Genomic DNA, 19,454 nt, shown 5'->3' with positions numbered 1-19,454 from the left:
TTTCTGTATTTTAGTCGTTTATATATAATCAACTTATAAACTGTTTTATTTTAAACGTTTTCTTTAATGACGTTAGAGTACAAAAAACAACCGTTTGTAAGAAAAACAAACAAATAGACTTCGCACGCAATATCATAGCTGTTATAACAATAAAGGAACCTGACAATGTTTCTGATACTAATTGGGCTGATACTGATTTTTTTTGTTACTTTGTTTATTATTACTTCTATTATTCATAAAAAACAGTTCGCCTACGACACACACCAAGATTATAACTATCCCTCCCTTCCCTCTACCGCGCATGCCACCCTCAAGGGTGGCAGCCTGACTTTGCCTGCTACTATCAGCGGACAAGATACCGTTATTGCCAAAATCCGTATCAAATCCACTTGGGCAGGATTACTGATATTGCCTTTTGTTGAAACCATTTCATCTAAAGGCAAATGGAAGCAATATTTCGAATACGGCGCAAAAGGCGTGCGCTATATCAATCTGAGCGACACCTTTTCCGACAACGACAAAACCATCCGCTTGGAAGGCAAATACCTGTCCTTGCCAGATCAAGAAATCGAACTCTCTGTTTATCCGCGTGAAAACCTCGACGGCAAAAAAATCCTTGTCCTCGCGCCTCATGCTGACGATGCTGAACTCGGCGCATACGGTTTGTACGAAAAACACGCCGCCAATTCAATGATCTGCACTTTAACCGCCAGCGAAGGCGGCAGCTTCCACTATGGCAATCTTTACAGCACATGCGACTTCGACACCCAGGCACAATATCTGCAAAAAGGCCGGATGCGCGTTTGGAACAGCCTAGCCGTTCCCCTTTTGGCCGGCGTGCCGTCTGAAAACATCCTGCAGCTGGGCTACTTCGACAGCACATTGACCGCCATGCGCCAAAATCCGGAAAAAGAGATTAAATCGACCAAAATCGATACGACCGATGTCGATATTTTCCGCAGTGCCAATACCTCCCCATTGGCGAAACATCTCAAACCCGGCTCTACTTGGAACAGCTTGGTAGACAACCTTGGCTATCTGATAGAAACGTTCCAGCCGGATATTATCGTGACGCCGTCCCCAAATATTGATACGCATCCCGACCACCAACATACTGCGCTGGCCGCCATCGAAGCCCTGCGTAAAATCGATTACCGCCGCGGCAATCTGTTTTTGCACACCATACATTATCTGAGCGACGACTTCCCTATCGGCAAAGTAGGGTCTTCCCTCAGCCTGCCGCCGCCCTCCGAGCAACCGTTTTACTTCCAAAGCATTTATTCCCATCCTTTGGATAAAGAAGAGCAAAACCGCAAACTCCTCGCCCTTGATGCCATGAACGACATCCGTCCCAATTCAGACGGCTATATGCGTTGGAACACCATGATATTCAAAGGCTTAAACAAACTGAGACACCACGTCCTCCACCTTGACAAAGACTTGGTCAACCGCTTTGTCCGCAGCAACGAATTCTTCTATACCGTCCCCATCAGCGACTTGTACCAAGAAGAGACACTGAAACAAATCACCTATCAGGGCAAAGCCCAATAAACCACAAAGGCCGTCTGAAAAGATGTTTCAGACGGCCTTTATCACACCAAATCAAAACAATAAAATCACTGCATTACAAACGAAAAACACCAAGCACAAATCCAAATGCGGCAACCCAAGTTATAATAAAACCCTTCCCATACGCCCCACATCATCATGCCGATTTACTTCATCGCCGATTTGCACCTGAGCGAATCCCATCCACAACTGACCGCTCTCTTCCAAAAATTTATCCAAGAAAAAGCCGTCCATGCCCAAGCCGTGTACATCCTCGGCGACCTTTTCGATTTTTGGATCGGCGATGACGAAAACAGCCCTTTGGTGCAAACCATCAAGCAAACCATCCGCGGCCTGACCGAGCGCGGCATTGCCTGCTATTTTATTCATGGCAACCGCGACTTCCTCATCGGCAAAACCTTCGCCCGCGCTACCGGCATGACCTTACTGCCCGAGTACGCCGTTATCGACCTGTTCGGCACTCCCACCCTGCTCTGTCACGGAGACACTCTCTGCACCGACGACCATTCTTATCAAAAATTCCGCCGTACCGTCCATCAAAAATGGCTGCAACGCCTGTTCCTGCTCCTGCCGCTCACACTCCGACTGAACATCGCCACCAAAATCCGCAAGCAGAGCAAACAGGACAAGCAACACAAAACCGCCGACATCATGGACGTCAATCCGGCCTTTACCCACGAAACCGTCCAACGCTTCCACACGCCCCTGCTCATCCACGGCCATACCCACCGCGAAAACATCCATCGCAACGCCGATTACACCCGCATCGTACTTGGCGACTGGCGCGACAATTACGCCTCCATTCTCGAAGTCGATGCCGAAGGCTACCGTTTTATCGCCTTATAAAACATCAGGCCGTCTGAAAACCGGTTTCCCGATTGTTCAGACGGCCTGACTGACAAATATCCTCAACCAGTTTACGCAAACCAACCGCGTATCCGCTCCAAACCACCAAAGCGCACACACGCATCCGCATTCGCTTCAGTTTTCAGTTTCGCCCGATAAGCAATGCCGAATCCCGCCTCCCTTATCATCGGAATATCGTTCGCACCATCACCCATCGCCACCACCTGCCACGGAGCCAAACCCAGACGCTCACGGTATTCACGCAACAAATCCGTCTTAGCCTGTGCATCGATAATCCGCCCTTTCAGACGGCCTGTCAGCTTGCCGTTTTCCACTTCCAACACATTCGCAAAATGGAAATCCAAGCCCAAACGCCGTTGCAGACGTTCCGTAAAGAACGTAAATCCGCCCGACACCAGCATAAACTTCACATCATTCCGTTTACACGCTTCCAACAAAAATTCCGCGCCCGGCGACAGCTGCAACACATTCTCGTACACCTCTTCCAACACGCGCTCGTCCAATCCGGCCAGCAAAGCCACACGCTTACGCAAAGACTGCTCAAAGTCCAGCTCGCCACGCATCGACTGCTCCGTAATCTTGGCCACCTCATCCTTTAGTCCGACACCGGCCGCAATCTCATCCACGCACTCAATCGTAATCAGCGTCGAATCCATATCGCTGACAATCAGTCCCAAATCAGCAAAAGCCACATCCGGCAACACCGCGCCATCTATCTGCTGCGCAATCAATGCTGCACGCATCCCGTCCGTCAATTCAAAATCATCCGAAACCGGCACACGCAACACCGATTTCCCTGATGGTGCAGACACAAAACCGCCAAACACAGACCAGTCGCACGCGCCCAAATCCCCATGCTGCAACACCAAAACTTTCTTCATCTCATTCTCCTCATACCCCAAAACCTTTGCAAACATATCGGGTACACATTCAGCCTAAAACCCCGAAACCGTATTTTTGCGAAGGCCTTAAAAATCCAAAACAGCATTATAGCCGAACAACCCCGAAAATTTTCAGACAGCCTCTCGCTTGATTCCCTTAACTAGTTTAATTTCAAAAACACCTTCAAAAACCATAAAAACAACATAAATCCGCTAAAAAACCCTCAAAATCTTGTTATTAAATTACAAAACAACAAAATTATCGTAAAATATAATTATTCTTATTTTATTTCAATTATAGAAAGACGTTCATGAACGCCCCAACCCTTAAAACATTAGCACTCATTATTGCCACTCTGCCCTATGCAGCCTTAGCAGGAAACACGGCAACACCCCGGCCCGAACAAACTGCCGAGCTGCAAACTGTCAACGTAACCGGCAAAAACCGTTCTACCCGCACCGAAAACCGCGACTCCTACACAACTTCAGCCATGCGTACCACCACCGGGCTTGCCTTGTCTCCGAAAGAAACGCCGCAGTCGGTGAGCGTGATTACCAAGACACAAATCAATGAGCAGGGGATTACCAACTTGGTTGATTCCCTGAAAACCACCACCGGCGTAAACGTCATCCGTGATGCCGGCATTCCGCGCTTCCAATCGCGCGGGTTCTATATCGACCAAATCGAAGAGGACGGAATCTCATCTACCGTCCCCGGCGCCATCAACAATCCGATGTATGACGCGCAAAGCATGAACGACATCGCCGTTTACGACCATATCGAAGTCGTGCGCGGTGCGACCGGGCTGACGCAGGCAAACGGCGAGCCGGGCGGTACGGTGAACGCCGTACGCAAACGCCCCACTGGCGAACGCATTATTCAGGGCGAAGTCCAAATCGACCGCTTCGGTAAAGTCCGCACCACGGGAGACTTTTCAGGTCGTCTGAACGATGAAGGCACTTTGCGCGGCCGCGCCGTCGTCGCATTGGAACACGACAAAAATTTCAAAGACCGCGTCAAAGGCGGCAATGCCACGCTTTACGGCGTGATGGACGCATCCGTCGGCGACAACACCAAAATCACTTGGGGCGGCCTCTATCAGCGCAAACACACCAAGCCCGACGACTGGGGTGTGGCATTGAACCTGCCGCGCGATACCTATCTGGGCTACAACTGGAACAAAGGCGTTTACGACAAGGCGAACGCATTCGCCGAAGTAGAACACTATTTCAACGACAACTGGCGTTATACCGGCAAGCTGGATTACAACTACAACGAAAATACCAAGAAAAACAGCGGCATTTACAATACGTCCACATCCTACGCAGGCTACACGCCCGGCGGCGCATTAGCCTCTGGCTGGTTGAGCCGTTACGACAATGACGAAAAACAACTGACTTTCAAAAACAATTTGAACGGCAAATTTGAAATTGCGGGTGTGCCGCAGGAAATCTTTACCGAATACACTTACACGCACACCAAAAACAACGGCAGCCGCCGTCAATACAACCCGGGCGTTTCCTTTGACCCGATGACCTTTACCGGCAACGAAATCTCCGAACCCGCCGACTGGTACGCCACTCCTTATCAGATGTATTGGGAAACCCATTCCAAACGCACCACCCACGCGCTGCTTTTGGGCTTCCGTTTCAATATGTTGAAAGAAAAACTGCACATCATGGCAGGGACGCGTTGGAACCACATCAAATCGAAATACATAACCGACTATTTCTACACAGGCGGCAGCATAGACAACGATCCCGATTCGGTTACCGACCGCAAAACCGTCCGTTTCAATCCTTATTTCGCCGTTACCTACGATTTGACGCCGAACCAAAGCCTGTATGCCAGCTACACATCCATCTTCAAACCGAACAGCAATCAGCGCAAAGACAAATCCTATCTTGACCCTGTTACCGGCGCGAACTACGAAATCGGCTGGAAGGGGGAATGGTTCGACCGCAAGCTGAATACCTCGCTTGCCCTGTTTGACATCGAACAGAAAAACCGCGCGGTGCAGGTTTGGGATACGGCAGACCAAAAATGGTATTGGGAACCCGTCGGCAAAGTCCGCAGCCGCGGCATCGAAGCCGAAATATCCGGCAACCTGAGCGAAGATTGGAAACTGTTTGCAGGTTATACGTTCAACCGGTCCAAATATCTTGAAGCGGAAAGCAAAGGCACCGTCCCCGCAGGCACTAATTTCAGCCTGCACACGCCAAAACACATGCTGCGCCTCCACACCAGCTACAACCTGCCGTTTGACGGCAAAAAATGGACCATCGGCGGCGGCGTAACCGCACAAAGCAAAACCGCCAGCCTCTACGGCGTGAAGCGCGGCGGTCATGCGGTATTCAATGCCAACATTGATTATCAGGCATCGAAAAACCTGAAACTTGCACTGATTTCGACCAACCTGTTCAACCGTTACTACTACGAGAACAACAAAGTCAGCAGCAAAGGCGCGAACAACTACTATGGCCAACCGCGCAACGTCATGTTCAAAGTCGATTACAAGTTCTAATCCCGCTTGATTCAAATGCCGTCTGAAACCGATTCTTTCCGTTTTCAGACGGCCTTTTCCAATCAAACCTTTTTTTCAATCTTGATATAAAGCAAACAGTCTAAAAAATTTTCTCAACCGAAAAAAATTCCTGTTGATTTTTCTCACCGTTTCGATATAGTTCTTTATGGCTAGTTTGGTACTACCCATTATATCTAGCTTTCATTGCATTACCACCTCCATTCGTTGCCAACGGCTCCCTTTCCGATGGCAACCTTTTTTTGACCCGATGGTTTGGCAAAATCGAAATTGAATCAAATAAAATGATTCGGAGATTTAGATTTAATTTTTAAAACAAAACGGATTATAAAAAATAACCGCTCAATTTAAACAGATATTGCCGCCAATATTTAAAAACAAACAGATCTTTCTTTATCAAGGACCTCATCAAATGCATCATTCTGAGAAACTATTCAAACTGAGCACACTTGCTCTCTGCCTTGCCGCATTGCCCCAAGCCGCACAAGCTGCCGAAGAGGTACGGCAGGCTGAAGTGGAACAAGTTACCGTTGTCGGTAAAAACAAAAGCCTGCGCACTGAAAGTCAAAACAGCTACACCGTATCCGCCCTGCGCTCAACCACAGGGCTGGTGCTCTCTCCGCGGGAAATCCCCCAATCCGTCAGCGTCATTACTAAAAAACAAATTGAAGACCAAGGCATCACCGACTTAGAAGGTGCGTTGCAAAACGCTACCGGCATCAATGTTTTCAAAAGCGGCGGACGCACGCATTTCATGTCGCGCGGCTATTTTATCGAACAGTTTGAAGAAGACGGCATTGCCACGCAACTTGGTTCGCCCGGCGGATTCGGCTTAGGCGGCCCGGCCGGCGACCCGACCAGTGCAACCGATATGGCAATGTACGACCACATTGAAGTGGTGCGCGGTGCGGCAGGTTTGACACAGGCAAACAACGAACCCGGTGGCACGGTAAACGCCGTCCGTAAAAAGCCGACTGCAAAACGCCAACTTTCCGCCGATTTGATGGCAAACTCATGGGGCAAAGTAAACAGCGTCTTTGATGCATCCGGTACCTTAAGCCAAGAGCACGGCCTGCGCGGACGCTTTGTCGGCTCGGTAGGCAGCAACAAAACCTTCAAAGATCAATCCGGCGGCCGCGACATCCTGCTTTACGGCGTGATGGACAAAGACATCGGCGACAACAGCAAACTTACCTGGGGTGCAAGCTATCTCAACCAAACCGAAACACCCGATCCTGACGGCCTGCCTATGCGTGCAGACGGCAAAGAGTGGAAACGCAGCCGCTATCTTGGTGCGGATTGGAACGAAGCCCGCCTGAAAAAATACAATCTCTTTGCCGAGTTTGAACATTATTTCAACGACAACTGGAAACTGAGCAGCAAGTTGGACTGGCGCAAGAACACCAGTTCAAAAGAATATTACACGCTGGGCGGCACAGGTAACGGCATCAGCACAGACGGCCTGGGAACCACATACAGCTTCGACCGTTACGATGCAGGCAACCGCCAGTTCACTTTCCAAAACAACCTGACCGGCCGCATCTTCGCTTTCGGCCAAAATCACGACCTCTTCTTCATGCATAGCTATTCCAAAGAGAACGTGAACTCAAGCAACCGCTGGCTCAACGACAGCAGCACCTATGACGCAGATGCCTTTAACGGCAGCGAGAAAGCCAAACCCGATTGGGATTCTGCCACAGCCAAAGCCCGTGGCGGCAACGGCCGTTATACTACCCATGCCTTCGGTTTGGGCGCGCGCATCAATCCTACCGACAAACTGCATATCATCGCAGGCGGACGCTATACCAGCTGGAAACGCGACTTCTATTGGGATCGCGACCTCAAAGACGGGGTGGCAGGTTCATCAGATTCGCTCAAACGCAACCGCTTCGTTCCTTATGCCGGCATCACTTACGATATCACGCCTAAACAAAGTATTTACGCCGCCTATACGTCCATCTTTAAACAAACGATGAACCGCGACTACAACGACAACCTGCTGCCGCCGATTATGGGACGCAACTACGAACTCGGCTGGAAAGGCGAATGGAACGAAGGCCGTCTGAACACCTCGGTCGCCCTCTACCGAACCGACAAAGACAACAACAATCAACGCGTCAATGCCAAACCGCACGCCTACTGGGAACCGCTCAACCAAAGCAGCCGCGGCTTGGACGCCGAAATCTCCGGCAGCCTGAGCGACCGTTGGCAAGTTTACGCAGGCTACACCTTCAACCGCAGCACCAACCGCAGCAGCGTTACCGGCAATGTTGAATCGCGCCGAAAAGGCTACAACTTCAGCAGCCATACGCCGAAGCATATGTTCCGCCTCTACACCAGCTATATCCTGCCGGTGGATGACGGCAAATGGACGGTCGGTCTTGGCTTGAAGAGCAGCAGCAAAACCGCCAATTCCTACGGCTCCATCAAGCAAGGCGGCTACACCATTTGGAATACAAACGTCCAATACCGTCCGAGCAAAAACCTGCAACTGGGACTGGCAATCAACAACCTGACCGACAAACGCTACTACGAAAACCAATACAGCCGTGCCGCCAACAGCGGCAACTTCTACGGCGAACCGCGCAATGCCGTGTTCAGCCTGAAGTGGAAAATGTAAATAGCAGCATAGCAAGCACGGGTTGACCGCTCATTTTTTAAAAGCATAAACCAACTATTGCTGATAAAAAGGCCGTCTGAAAGTACAATTTCACTTTCAGATGGCCATTCGCACGCATTCACAAGCATTCATCATGAATACGCTCAAAAAATTCTTTTACCTTGCCCGCCCTTTTTGGTCAGGGGCACACGGCCGCCTCCAATGGCTGATGCTCGCCGTTTTGATAGGGTTTACCCTATTCTCCATCACCATCAGCGTTTGGATTGCCGCATGGGACAAACGCTTCTACGACGCGCTGGCCGCGTTTGACGGCGCATCCATGCCTTCACTCATTGTCGAATACCTCGGCTATATGGCGATGGTTATCGGCTGTATCGTTTGCGCCGACTGGCTGCAAAAACGCCTCATCTTCCGTTGGCGCACCCATCTGACCGAGCAATTTCAAAAAAACTGGCTCGAAGGCCACAAACACTACCGCCTGCGCCTGACAGGCGAACCGGACAACCCCGACCAACGTATCGCCGAAGATATCTACCTGCTTACCGACAAAAGCATCAGCCTCTTTCGCTCCTTCATCAATAATATTGCCAAATTCAGCGCATTCGTCGCCGTACTGTGGACGCTGTCCGGCGTGCAGACCTTCAACATCGGCGGATACAGCATTACCGTTTACGGCTACCTCGTCTGGGTTGCACTGATTTATTCCATCTTCAGCACCATCATCGCCCATCTTGTCGGCCGCAAACTAAAAAACCTCAATATCGACCGCCAGCACCGCGAAGCCGACTACCGCGCAGCCCTTTTACGCGTACGCGACCATGCCGAACAAATCGCCTTCTACAACGGCGGCGAAGCCGAAACAGGCCGTCTGAAACAGCGTTACCTCCGCATCCGCAACAACTGGCGACGGCTGACCAACTGCGAATTCCGCCAAGAAACCTTCTGGGCGACCTATGTGCGCATCAGCATCTTCATCCCCATCCTCGCCACCCTGCCCATGTACCTCGCCAAAACCATGACCTTCGGCGACATGATGCAGACCCGCACATCATTTGCACGCGTTCAAGACAGTTTTGGCTGGTTTACTGACGCATACCGCCGCCTGATTGAATGGGCGGCAGTCATCGAACGGCTTTCCAGTTTTCAGACGGCCTTGGAACAAGCAGAACAAAAAAGCCCCTCCCTTCAGTCACACCAAACAGATTTGCCGTATCATCGCGGCAAGGCAGTCCTGCAAAACCTTACCATCCACACCCAAACCGGCAGTCCCCTGCTTACTGATATTCACCTCCAAGCCCGTTCTCCGGAATGGGTATTGCTTGAAGGACGAAGCGGCATCGGCAAATCCACGCTGCTTCGCGTGCTTGCCGGTTTATGGCCGTATTATCACGGCAGTTTTTCCCTTGAAGGCAGCCGCCTGTTTTTCCCGCAACGCCCTTACCTGCCTGCGGACACATTGCGTCAAACTGTCAGCTATCCCTATGCGGCCTGCCAAGACGACCATTTGATTCAAACCGTTTTGGAACAAGTCGGCTTAAGCAGCCCTACGGGTAGGCTGCACACGTTGATGAACGATTTAGACACTTCACACGAATGGCACGGCATCCTCTCCGGCGGCGAACAGCAACGCCTCAGCCTTGCGCGCGCGCTGCTGCACAAACCGCAGATCCTGTTCCTAGATGAAGCCACCAACCAGCTCGATGACGAATCCGCCCTGATGTTGATGCAGACCCTCAAGCAACATTTGCCCGATACTTTGGTCATCGGCATCAGCCACCAACCCAAAATTCAAGACCTGTTTGATAGCTCTCTGAATTTGAATGAAAAAATTATTTAAATGTTAAAATGTGCAAAACGCTTGCTTTCAATCCTAACAAGAGATATAGTACTAAGTAACTAGTTCTTATTAATGAGAGCTACTCCTTGGATACTTGCCTCCGGTTCTCCAACCCGGGGGCATTTTTTTGCGTTTTTATTTTGTGTTTGTATGGATAGGATAAAGACGAAACACCCACCACAAATCAACAGACAAATCGAACCGCAAACTGCGTTTTTCAAACGCTCAGGCCGTCTGAAACCCGCTCTCGAATATTATTCATGCTATATTTCAGACGGCCTGTTTAACCGTCCCTTGCAAAGCTTGGCACAAGCATCGCTGACCGACTGCAATTAATTACTATATAATCAAACGCATTGTCATCCCTACAAAGGAGCCACACCATGACCACAAAAATTAAAATTGGTATCGTCGGTGCAACCGGTTACACAGGCGTTGAATTGTTACGCCTGCTCAGCAGCCACCCCAACGCAGAGGTTACTACCGTCACCAGCCGAAGCGAAGCCGGTATTGCGGTTGCCGACTACTTCCCCAGCCTGCGCAGCATTTACGACCTTGCATTCCAAACGCCCGAGGATGCCGGACTTGACCATTGCGACCTCGTGTTCTTTGCCACGCCCAACGGCGTAGCCATGAAAGAAGCACCATCCCTTATCGAAAAAGGCGTACGCGTGATTGACCTGTCTGCCGACTTCCGCATCCGCGATATCCCCACATGGGAAAAATGGTACAAAATGGCCCATGCCGCGCCACAACTCGTTTCCCAAGCAGTGTACGGTTTGTGCGAACTTTACAAAGACGACATTGCCAAAGCCAAGCTGGTGGCCAATCCGGGCTGCTACCCTACCTGTGTTTCCCTACCCTTATTGCCGCTGCTTCAGGCTGGTCGTCTGAAAGCCAACGCGCCGCTGATTGCCGACTGTAAATCCGGTGTTTCCGGTGCAGGCCGAAAAGCCAGTACCCATGCCCTGTTGTGCGAAGCAGGCGATAACTTCAAAGCCTACGGCGTCAGCGGCCACCGCCATTTGCCTGAAATCCGACAAACCCTGTCCGGACTGCAAAACCATGTTTCAGACGGCCTGATTTTCGTGCCACACCTTGTTCCGATGATACGCGGTATGCACGCCACCCTGTATCTGCACCTGCAAGAACACACCGACCCTGAAGCCTTGCTGCGCGAATACTACCGCGACAGTCCTTTTGTCGATATCCTGCCTTCAGGCTCGACACCTGAAACCCGCAGCGTGCGCGGCGCCAACCTTTGCCGTATCAGCGTTCAAAAAGCACCCGATCAAGACGATGTATGGATTGTTCTTTCCGTCATCGACAACTTGGTCAAAGGCGCAGCCGGTCAAGCCGTGCAGAATATGAACATCATGTTCGGCCTGCCCGAAACCACCGGCCTGACTAATGCACCATTGATGCCTTAAGCCAGCCATCCTTATTAAAAACACAAGGCCGTCTGAAACTTTGATCGTTCAGACGGCCTTTATCGATTCATTCACAAACATCACTCATACACCACGCCGGCAAGCATTTCTTCTTCATTCAAGTTGCCGTACTGTTGCTCCCAATCGTGGGTAGCCTCTACCATATCGCATTCTTTCGCAAAAGCCAGCAGCCTGCCGTCCATCTGATCCAAACTCAAGCTGCCCAAGCGTTCGCATTCCGAAGCCGTCAGATTACCGTCTGCCTCATGCGCTTCCGAAGATCCGAAAGGCAGAGCAAAAAAACCCAGTACCAACGCCAGCAGCACCCAAAAAGTATTTTTACGCGAACGAGTCATTTCACACCTCTCATCATAATCATATAGCAGGTTTAAGTCAGAAAAACTAAATCAAATAGAACCAAACTAAGAAAAATCAAATATAAAACTAGAAATATCGATTTATCTAAGACAAAACGAATAATACTAAGAAAAAATAAAATATGCAATACTTTTTCTTAGATTGAGTAATTTTTTTCTTACAATTTTATAAAAACTAAGGTAAAATACACTCAAATTATCCAAACCATATAAAAAACATACCTCCATAAAGGCATAAACATGGATACCTTTAAAGATCGCCTGGCTTTCTTATGGAAAGATGAAGCCCGCCAAGCTAAAATTGCCGCCGACATCGATATGACCATCGCCGGATTCAGCCGTATCTGGAACGAAGGCGGCTTACCGAAATCGGAAACGCTAAAAAAAATCAAACAACTTAAAGGCTGTAGCATAGACTGGCTTTTGACAGGAGAAGGTTCCCCCTTCCCCGACTCCGAAGCCCCAAAAGCCACGGCAACCGACACATTGGGCAATCCTGTCGATATAGACGAATTTGTCTTTGTACCGCGTTACGACATCCAAGCCGCAGCCGGACACGGCCAGCTCGTCGGCGACGAACAGCCCATGTTCGCCATGGCGTTCCGACGCTATTGGATTGAAAATTATGTGACGCGCGACATCAAAAACCTTTCCGTTATTTCAGTCAAAGGCGACTCGATGGAAGGCGTGCTGAATGATGGCGACACCATCCTCATCAACCACGGCCAAACCACGCCGCGCGACGGCCTCTATGTTTTGCGCCTCAACGAAAACCTTTTGGTCAAACGCCTGCAACTGATACCCGGCGGCATCGTCAACGTCATTTCTGCCAACGAGGCCTACCCTACTTTTGAAATCGACTTGAAAAACCCGACCGACGACGTCTCCATCATCGGCCGTGTCGAATGGTTTGGCAGAAGCATCTAAATCTGACATACTGGTGCTTGAAATTTCTGCCATGCCCTCCATGTAAGCTGGCAGACCCTGTCTGCACAAACTTGCCTTGACTAACGGTTTGCGCGACAATAGTAAAAATATTCATATAAAAGGAATCACATCATGTCAGACGAAAGCCCTATTATCTTTACTGACAGCTGCTGCACCAAAGTTGCCGACCTAATCGCCGAAGAGAACAATCCCGATTTGAAATTGCGCGTATTCGTCAACGGCGGCGGTTGCTCCGGCTTCCAATATGGTTTTACCTTTGATGAAATCAAAAACGACGACGATTTTGAAATCCAGAAAAACGGCCTGACGTTCTTGGTTGACCCAATGAGCTACCAATATCTGGTTGGTGCGGAAATCGACTACACCGAAAGCCTGCAAGGTTCTCAATTCGTCATCCGCAATCCGAATGCAGAGACAACTTGCGGTTGCGGTTCGTCCTTCTCCGTATAAACAATCCGTTTCTTCATGAAAAACAGGCCGTCTGTATCTTCAGACGGCCTTTTGTGTGAATTTATTTTAAACAATTTTAGATTTACTTTATAATAATAATATCGGGCGTAAATATTTACTCTACAATAGACATAACATTGGACATGTATGTTTCCATATAAATAAAAAATTATTGTCCAGCCGATTAACGACACAAAGGCAAACCGTACCTGGTCTGCCTGAGACTGCAGCCTCTGTTTTGGCTCGTATCATAAGCCAAAACAGCTCAAACACAATAACAAAACCTTAGGCTAAACCCATTTGGTTGACGCAGTCGAAATACTCATGGGATATCAATGAGCAAACAAGAAAAATTTTTCGACGTATACGTTTCCTATCCGCCGAACACGGATAGGGAGCTCATCCACGCCTGCCTGTATGAGAACCTGCCCGAAAACGAAGTCGAGAGCCTGATTCAAGCCTTGGCTGAGCGTCCGCAAGCGATTGTGGCCGAAAAATGTACCCAAGATGAGCGCGAAAATGCGCAGCATTACTTCAGCTATTTGGGTTTGGACGTGATCGTCCGTCAGTCTATGGAATTGGAAGCAGTTGAAGAAGAAACTATGTCGGCAGCCAATACTCCCGACCCTATCCAATGCCCCGTCTGCATGACGATTATTGACGAACTAGATGCACAGGAATGTAAAACCTGCCACTTTGATTTGACAGAAAAAAATGAGCTGGCCATCCAGCGTAAGCGCATTGAATGGCAGGAAAAAATCTCTTTCGAGCATAAAAAACAAACCGAAATCGCCCACAAGCTCAAATACGAGCGCGAGCAGGAAGAGAAAAAGCTGCGCAAGAAAATCCGTGCCGAGTTGGAATCCCAACTACGCGAAGAGTTAGACCAAAATCCTGAGCTGGCAGCACTTGCAGCGAGGAAGAAAACACAGTTCCTGCTTACAATGGCTATCGTATTCGCCGTTTTGAGCCTGCTTGCACTCGGCTATATAGCTGCAAAATTCTTCTAAACCGATTCAAAAACTTAAGGCCGTCTGAAAACAGATTTTCAGACGGCCTTTTATTTCCTTATTGATTGAGCCATTTCAATCAAGCCTCTTGCACATCAACGTCCACCGACCATCTGATTTTGCCGTCGCGGTTTTGCTGCAACACCTGCACCCACAAACTTACGGCGCGGTGCAAATCCTGTCGGGATGTTGATTCAAGGAAGATTTGCGCGCGTTCGCGTTCAGCGAGGCGCACCATCAGCATCGGAGCGGCACCAAACTGGGAGACGCTTTCGGGCAAAAGCGGGGCAAGGGTTTCTTTGGCGGCGTTGAGAAATTCCATCGCATCGGCAACATGCGGCGCATCGGCACGGACGGCGGTCTGGAAACCGAAAGGCGGCATGGCGAACATTTGCCGCTCGTTCAATTCGTTTTCGGCAAACACGGCGTAGTCCTGCGCTTTGACGGCGGCGAAGACGGGATGTTCGGGCAGTTGGGTTTGTATCAACACCTTGCCGGGTTTGTCGGCGCGCCCCGCCCTTCCGGACACCTGCATCAGCTCTGCAAACAGCCTTTCCGGCGCACGAAAGTCCGCGCTATACAGGCTGCCGTCGGCGTTCAATACGATAACGAGGTTAAGCCGCGCGAAATCATGACCTTTGGCGAGCATCTGCGTACCGACCAGAATGTCGATTTCGTTGTCGGCGATGCGGCGGTACAAATCTGCCCAGTCGTTTTTGTGCGCAGTGCTGTCCCTGTCAACACGGACGACGGCAGCCTTGGGCAGGAAGGCGCGCAGGGTTTCTTCGACGCGCTGCGTGCCGTGGCCGACGGCGGTCAGGTCTTGGTTGCCGCAGTCGGGGCATTTGAATGGGATGGGTTCGCGGTGGTCGCAATGGTGGCAGCGCAGTTGGCGGGCGCGTTGGTGCAGCACCATTTTAGCGGAGCAGTTTGGACAGCCGAAGGTATGGCCGCAGTCGCCGCAAAACAGCGCGGGCGCGAAACCGCGCCGGTTGAGGTACACCAGCGACATGCCACCTGCTTCAAAATTCTGTTTTAAAAGCTGCAAGGCTTGCGGCGAGAAGCCGTTGTCAAGTTTCAGACGGCCTACGTTGAGAATTTCTACTTGCGGCAGTTGCGCGGCGGCATGGGCGCGCTCGGTCAGTTGCAGCAGGCGGTACGCGCCGCTTTGCGCCTTGTGCCAGCTCTCCAAGCTGGGCGTGGCACTGCCCAACACGACGGGACAGCCGCTCTGCTTCGCCCGCCACACCGCCAAATCGCGGGCGTGGTAGCGCAATTCGTTGTCTTGTTTGAACGAGCCGTCGTGTTCCTCATCGACCACAATTAGCCCGACATCAGGCAAAGGTGTGAACACCGCCAACCGTGTGCCAATCACCAGCTTCGCCTGCCCCAACATAGCGCGCAAATAATCCTGCGTGCGCTTGCCTGCAGCCATCTGGCTGTGCAACACGGCGGTCGGCACATCGGCAAAACGGTTTTCCACCCGCTTCAAAAGCTGCGGCGTGAGGTTGATTTCCGGCAACAAAAACAACACTTGCCGCCCCTGCGCCAACACTTTCGCCATCGCATCGAAATACACTTCGGTCTTGCCGCTGCCGGTGATGCCGTACAGCAAAAACGGTTGAAATTTACCAAAGGCCGTCTGAATTTCATCGGAAGCCTTCTGCTGGTCGGCATTTAATACAAATTCAGAGTGCGAAGCCTGGCCATTGCACGACCTTAAAACGGGCTTCGCCGCTTCCGTTGTTTCAATCCAACCCTGTTCCGCCCAATCTTCGATTAACTTCGCCGCCTGCGCATTCACCTGCTTCAACGCCGCCATCGTCATCCCGCCCGACAGCAGCGCGTCCCACAAAGCGGCTTTTTTGTTGAACCGTGCCGGCGGCGGCATTTGCGCCCTGCCCGCTTCGTTCAGCGCGTAAAACAACGGCGGCTGCGGCATTTCCACCGCGCGCGTTTCCTTCAAACCCTGCGGCAGTGCGGCAAACACCGCCTGCCCCATCGGATAGTGGTAATAACGCGACGTAAATGCCAACAAATCACGCCAGCTTTGAGGCAACGGCTTTTCTTCCATAAAGGCCGTCTGAACGCTCAAAATCCGCGCCGCATCCATATCGGGCGCGATATCCGTTTCCCACACAACCCCGACAACGGTTTTATTACGAAAAGGCACAAGCACCCGCGTTCCCGGAGGAAGCGGCTCGGAATGGGAATACGTCAAAAGGCCGTCTGAAAGCGGCACGTTTACGGCAATACGGTGGTAGAACATACAAACAATCAAATCATTTTTTCGTATTTTAACAGCCGAAAGCTATTTTCAGACGATAATTTGAGCCTGAGTACAATGCAGACATGACGGAGGTTTGATACAATGCCTTATTTCAACACACGCAAGTCTCTCGCATGAAAACCAAGTTAATCAAAATCTTAACGCCGTTTGCCGTTCTTCCTTTGTTGGCATGCGGTCAACCTGCCGTATCCAATGCCAACGCGGCGCCTGCACCGGCTGCCAAAGCGGAAGCGCCTGCCGACAAATCCGTTGCCACTTCTTTGAAAGCGCGTCTGGAAAAAGTCTATGCCGCCCAGGATTTGAAAGTTTTGAGCGTCAGTGAAACACCGATTAAAGGCATTTATGAAGTTGTCGTCAGCGGCAAACAAATCATCTATACCGATGCTAAAGGCGACTATATGCTCGTTGGCGACCTCATCAACGTCAATACGCGCCAAAGCATGACTGAAGAACGCGCCGCCGATTTGAACAAAATCGACTTCGCTTCCCTGCCTTTGGATAAAGCCATCAAAGAAGTACGCGGCAACGGCAAACTGAAAGTCGCTGTTTTCTCCGATCCGGACTGCCCGTACTGCAAACGCTTGGAGCATGAGTTTGAAAAAATGACCGACATCACGATTTATACCTTCATGATGCCGATTCCAAGCCTGCACCCTGATGCCGCGCGCAAAGCCGAGCTGTTGTGGTGTCAACCTAATCCGACCCAGGCATGGATCGACTGGATGCGCAAAGGCAAATTCCCAAGCGGCAAAGCAAACTGCGAAAACCCTGTTGCAGAAACCACTTCATTGGGCGAACAATTCGGCTTCAACGGCACGCCGACCGTAGTCTTCCCTAACGGCCGCAGCCAAAGCGGTTACAGCCCTATGCCTCACCTCAAAGAAATCATCGAGAAAAACCAGTAATACTTTTCAGGTTTTAATCTCCATAAAGGACGCTTTACGCGTCCTTTTTTCATGTCGCCCGCCATCAACTGCCTTCAGACGGCCTCAATACAGACAAATATAAAAAAGGACGTGTCCAACACGTCCTTTTTTCCCTTTACCTTACAGGTAGAATTTTTCAATTACTTTCAGGTTTTCATCCAATTTGTACACCAGCGGCTGACCGGTTGGGATTTCCAAACCCATGATGTCTTCGTCGGAAATGCCTTCGATGTGTTTGGCCAACGCGCGCAGGGAATTGCCGTGTGCCGCAACCAATACACGTTTGCCGCTCAAGATGGCCGGAGCGATTTGATCTTCCCAGAAAGGCAGAACGCGCTCGAGGGTCACTTTGAGGTTTTCGCCATCAGGTACGACATCGCTAGGCAGGTTAGCATAGCGGCGGTCGTTGTGGGCGGAGTGAGGGTCTTTAGGATCGAGCAGCGGAGGCAGGGTGTCGTAGCTGCGGCGCCAGATGTGGACTTGCTCGTCGCCGTATTTTTCTGCGGTTTGTTTTTTATCCATACCTTGCAGCTGGCCGTAGTGGCGCTCGTTCAAACGCCATGATTTGATTTGTGGAACAAACAGTTGGTCGGATTCTTCCAAAACGATGTTACAGGTTTTGATGGCACGGGTCAGAACGGAGGTAAAGGCGATGTCGAACTCGTAGCCCTTCTCTTTCAGCTTTTTACCTGCTGCTGCGGCTTCTGCCAAACCTTGCTCGCTCAGCTTAACGTCGCGCCAGCCGGTGAAAAGGTTTTTCGCGTTCCATTCGCTTTGTCCGTGACGGATGAATACTAATTCCATGATAGTTTGCTCCAATGAAGTTTGGGAAAAGGTATTTATAGCACACTTTGCCGCCGCGCTGATAACGTCGGCGGTTTCTTTTGATATGTTGCAAGTTTGCTTCTAGTCTTCAGACGGCCTTGTCGGAAGGTAAACATCAAACCGCGTGCTTTTGCCTGTGTATTGATAAGCAGGTTTGCGCCCGTCGAGAAATTCGCCCAAGCGCGGGCGTTTGACGACAATGCGTTTTTTGGCGGTATTCAATGCCGCATCCAATAACTCGGCTTCATCTTGTGCCGAGCCGACCAAGTCGTGAAAGTAAGCCATTTCTTTTTTCACAGCTGCGGTTTTGCGACGCTCCGGATACATCGGGTCGAGGTACACTACATCGGGCATACCGTTTTCCATTGCCAATTCCTGCATTAAATCAACGGAATTGCCGAAATGCAAAGTAATGCGTTGGGCAATCTCCCGTGTCTCTTCACTTTGCCCCACCCTATTGAGGCCGTCTGAAAGTAGACAGGCAACCGCAGGATTTTGTTCAAAAGTGTGTACATTCAAACCCAACGAGGCAAGCACAAAACTGTCGCGCCCCAGTCCGCCGGTAGCGTCCCAGACAGTCGGTTGTACAGTGTGGTTGACTGCTTTGGCAATCAACTCGCCTCCGCCTTTAGTGCGCCGATAATGGGCGGCACCGCCATCAAAATCAACGCGGACACGGCCTTTTTCACCGGCGCGGCACAAACTGATGCCGCTTTCGTCAGCGATAAGGAAACTGCCTTCTTCAGGCTGCCGGTCGATAACGGTCAACCCGAACGGCTCGGTAAGGCTGCGAAGTTCGGCAGATGCGGTTTCGTCAAAATAAATCTTGTACATAAGGCTTATGTTTCAGACGGCCTTGAAAACTCAGGCCGTCTGAACGT

At 50.6% G+C, this 19,454-nt stretch carries 16 protein-coding genes; 11 read left to right on the top strand and 5 right to left on the bottom strand.

Annotation, left to right across the window (positions count from 1 at the left end; all coding sequences use genetic code 11):
* The first annotated feature begins 165 nt into the window (after positions 1-165).
* Both LPB400_RS03415 and lpxH read left to right on the top strand, forming a co-directional pair.
* The gene (locus tag LPB400_RS03415; RefSeq protein ID WP_219089401.1) at positions 166-1,551 is read left to right on the top strand and encodes a PIG-L deacetylase family protein; all 1,386 of its coding nucleotides are present in this window, start codon (positions 166-168) and stop codon (positions 1,549-1,551) included.
* Between the two features lie 153 nt (positions 1,552-1,704).
* Positions 1,705-2,415 (top strand): UDP-2,3-diacylglucosamine diphosphatase, encoded by a 711-nt coding sequence (gene lpxH / locus LPB400_RS03410; protein ID WP_219089677.1) that lies wholly within the window; start codon positions 1,705-1,707, stop codon positions 2,413-2,415.
* Positions 2,416-2,486: 71 nt separating this feature from the next.
* Here the strand turns inward: lpxH and serB are convergent, their stop codons facing one another.
* Positions 2,487-3,317 carry a phosphoserine phosphatase SerB gene (gene serB, locus LPB400_RS03405; RefSeq protein WP_219089400.1) on the bottom strand — a complete coding sequence of 277 codons (831 nt, stop codon included), beginning with the start codon at positions 3,315-3,317 and terminating at the stop codon, positions 2,487-2,489.
* Positions 3,318-3,628: 311 nt separating this feature from the next.
* On the opposite strand from serB, the gene LPB400_RS03400 reads away from it, so the two are divergent.
* The 5 genes from LPB400_RS03400 to argC all read left to right on the top strand — a co-directional run bounded on the left by LPB400_RS03400 (position 3,629) and on the right by argC (position 11,747).
* A complete protein-coding gene (locus LPB400_RS03400; RefSeq protein ID WP_107810546.1) occupies positions 3,629-5,842 on the top strand; it encodes a TonB-dependent siderophore receptor in 2,214 nt (737 codons plus the stop codon).
* A 430-nt stretch (positions 5,843-6,272) separates the two neighbouring features.
* Positions 6,273-8,480 (top strand): TonB-dependent siderophore receptor, encoded by a 2,208-nt coding sequence (locus tag LPB400_RS03395; RefSeq protein ID WP_107792115.1) that lies wholly within the window; start codon positions 6,273-6,275, stop codon positions 8,478-8,480.
* A 133-nt stretch (positions 8,481-8,613) separates the two neighbouring features.
* Positions 8,614-10,317: an ABC transporter ATP-binding protein/permease gene (locus LPB400_RS03390; protein WP_219089399.1), complete on the top strand. Its 1,704-nt coding sequence runs from the start codon at positions 8,614-8,616 to the stop codon at positions 10,315-10,317.
* 150 nt (positions 10,318-10,467) lie between these two features.
* Positions 10,468-10,653, top strand: coding sequence for a hypothetical protein (locus LPB400_RS03385; RefSeq protein WP_141752518.1), 186 nt, complete (start codon positions 10,468-10,470; stop codon positions 10,651-10,653).
* Between the two features lie 47 nt (positions 10,654-10,700).
* Positions 10,701-11,747, top strand: a complete 1,047-nt coding sequence (gene argC, locus LPB400_RS03380) for an N-acetyl-gamma-glutamyl-phosphate reductase (RefSeq protein ID WP_219089398.1) — start codon at positions 10,701-10,703, stop codon at positions 11,745-11,747.
* Positions 11,748-11,827: 80 nt separating this feature from the next.
* Here argC and LPB400_RS03375 read toward each other — a convergent pair whose 3' ends face one another.
* The gene (locus LPB400_RS03375) at positions 11,828-12,103 is read right to left on the bottom strand and encodes a hypothetical protein (protein WP_003680156.1); all 276 of its coding nucleotides are present in this window, start codon (positions 12,101-12,103) and stop codon (positions 11,828-11,830) included.
* A gap of 261 nt (positions 12,104-12,364) precedes the next feature.
* Here LPB400_RS03375 and LPB400_RS03370 point away from each other — a divergent pair, with 261 nt between their 5' ends.
* The 3 genes from LPB400_RS03370 (at position 12,365) to LPB400_RS03360 (ending at position 14,532) form a co-directional block, all read left to right on the top strand.
* Positions 12,365-13,051 carry a S24 family peptidase gene (locus LPB400_RS03370; RefSeq protein ID WP_219089397.1) on the top strand — a complete coding sequence of 229 codons (687 nt, stop codon included), beginning with the start codon at positions 12,365-12,367 and terminating at the stop codon, positions 13,049-13,051.
* Positions 13,052-13,183: 132 nt separating this feature from the next.
* A complete protein-coding gene (gene erpA, locus LPB400_RS03365) occupies positions 13,184-13,522 on the top strand; it encodes an iron-sulfur cluster insertion protein ErpA (RefSeq protein ID WP_003680162.1) in 339 nt (112 codons plus the stop codon).
* A 335-nt stretch (positions 13,523-13,857) separates the two neighbouring features.
* On the top strand, positions 13,858-14,532 hold the full coding sequence (locus tag LPB400_RS03360; protein WP_070585107.1) for a hypothetical protein: 675 nt from the start codon (positions 13,858-13,860) through the stop codon (positions 14,530-14,532).
* A gap of 79 nt (positions 14,533-14,611) precedes the next feature.
* On the opposite strand, the gene LPB400_RS03355 is transcribed toward LPB400_RS03360, so the two are convergent.
* The gene (locus tag LPB400_RS03355) at positions 14,612-16,801 is read right to left on the bottom strand and encodes a primosomal protein N' (RefSeq protein ID WP_219089396.1); all 2,190 of its coding nucleotides are present in this window, start codon (positions 16,799-16,801) and stop codon (positions 14,612-14,614) included.
* A 134-nt stretch (positions 16,802-16,935) separates the two neighbouring features.
* On the opposite strand from LPB400_RS03355, the gene LPB400_RS03350 reads away from it, so the two are divergent.
* Complete coding sequence (locus LPB400_RS03350) at positions 16,936-17,727, top strand: DsbC family protein (RefSeq protein WP_070585111.1); 792 nt, start codon at positions 16,936-16,938, stop codon at positions 17,725-17,727.
* Between the two features lie 141 nt (positions 17,728-17,868).
* Here LPB400_RS03350 and LPB400_RS03345 read toward each other — a convergent pair whose 3' ends face one another.
* Both LPB400_RS03345 and LPB400_RS03340 read right to left on the bottom strand, forming a co-directional pair.
* Complete coding sequence (locus LPB400_RS03345) at positions 17,869-18,552, bottom strand: 2,3-diphosphoglycerate-dependent phosphoglycerate mutase (protein WP_003679823.1); 684 nt, start codon at positions 18,550-18,552, stop codon at positions 17,869-17,871.
* A gap of 102 nt (positions 18,553-18,654) precedes the next feature.
* Positions 18,655-19,407 carry a class I SAM-dependent methyltransferase gene (locus LPB400_RS03340; RefSeq protein ID WP_070585113.1) on the bottom strand — a complete coding sequence of 251 codons (753 nt, stop codon included), beginning with the start codon at positions 19,405-19,407 and terminating at the stop codon, positions 18,655-18,657.
* Between the last annotated feature and the right edge of the window lie 47 nt (positions 19,408-19,454).

Source organism: Neisseria perflava (assembly GCF_019334725.1).
GTDB classification, from domain to species: Bacteria; Pseudomonadota; Gammaproteobacteria; order Burkholderiales; family Neisseriaceae; genus Neisseria; species Neisseria subflava_A.
The sequence above is the reverse complement of the archived record's forward strand: the minus strand, read 5'-3'. Positions and strand labels throughout refer to the sequence as shown.

Bases quoted from the DNA above. Each gene is read 5' to 3' on its own strand.
- LPB400_RS03415 (WP_219089401.1), top strand. From the start codon at position 166: ATGTTTCTGATACTAATTGGGCTGATACTGATTTTTTTTGTTACTTTG.
- serB (WP_219089400.1), bottom strand. From the start codon at position 3,317: ATGAAGAAAGTTTTGGTGTTGCAGCATGGGGATTTGGGCGCGTGCGAC.
- LPB400_RS03400 (WP_107810546.1), top strand. From the start codon at position 3,629: ATGAACGCCCCAACCCTTAAAACATTAGCACTCATTATTGCCACTCTG.
- LPB400_RS03395 (WP_107792115.1), top strand. From the start codon at position 6,273: ATGCATCATTCTGAGAAACTATTCAAACTGAGCACACTTGCTCTCTGC.
- LPB400_RS03390 (WP_219089399.1), top strand. From the start codon at position 8,614: ATGAATACGCTCAAAAAATTCTTTTACCTTGCCCGCCCTTTTTGGTCA.
- LPB400_RS03385 (WP_141752518.1), top strand. From the start codon at position 10,468: ATGGATAGGATAAAGACGAAACACCCACCACAAATCAACAGACAAATC.
- argC (WP_219089398.1), top strand. From the start codon at position 10,701: ATGACCACAAAAATTAAAATTGGTATCGTCGGTGCAACCGGTTACACA.
- LPB400_RS03375 (WP_003680156.1), bottom strand. From the start codon at position 12,103: ATGACTCGTTCGCGTAAAAATACTTTTTGGGTGCTGCTGGCGTTGGTA.
- LPB400_RS03370 (WP_219089397.1), top strand. From the start codon at position 12,365: ATGGATACCTTTAAAGATCGCCTGGCTTTCTTATGGAAAGATGAAGCC.
- erpA (WP_003680162.1), top strand. From the start codon at position 13,184: ATGTCAGACGAAAGCCCTATTATCTTTACTGACAGCTGCTGCACCAAA.
- LPB400_RS03360 (WP_070585107.1), top strand. From the start codon at position 13,858: ATGAGCAAACAAGAAAAATTTTTCGACGTATACGTTTCCTATCCGCCG.
- LPB400_RS03355 (WP_219089396.1), bottom strand. From the start codon at position 16,801: ATGTTCTACCACCGTATTGCCGTAAACGTGCCGCTTTCAGACGGCCTT.
- LPB400_RS03350 (WP_070585111.1), top strand. From the start codon at position 16,936: ATGAAAACCAAGTTAATCAAAATCTTAACGCCGTTTGCCGTTCTTCCT.
- LPB400_RS03345 (WP_003679823.1), bottom strand. From the start codon at position 18,552: ATGGAATTAGTATTCATCCGTCACGGACAAAGCGAATGGAACGCGAAA.
- LPB400_RS03340 (WP_070585113.1), bottom strand. From the start codon at position 19,407: ATGTACAAGATTTATTTTGACGAAACCGCATCTGCCGAACTTCGCAGC.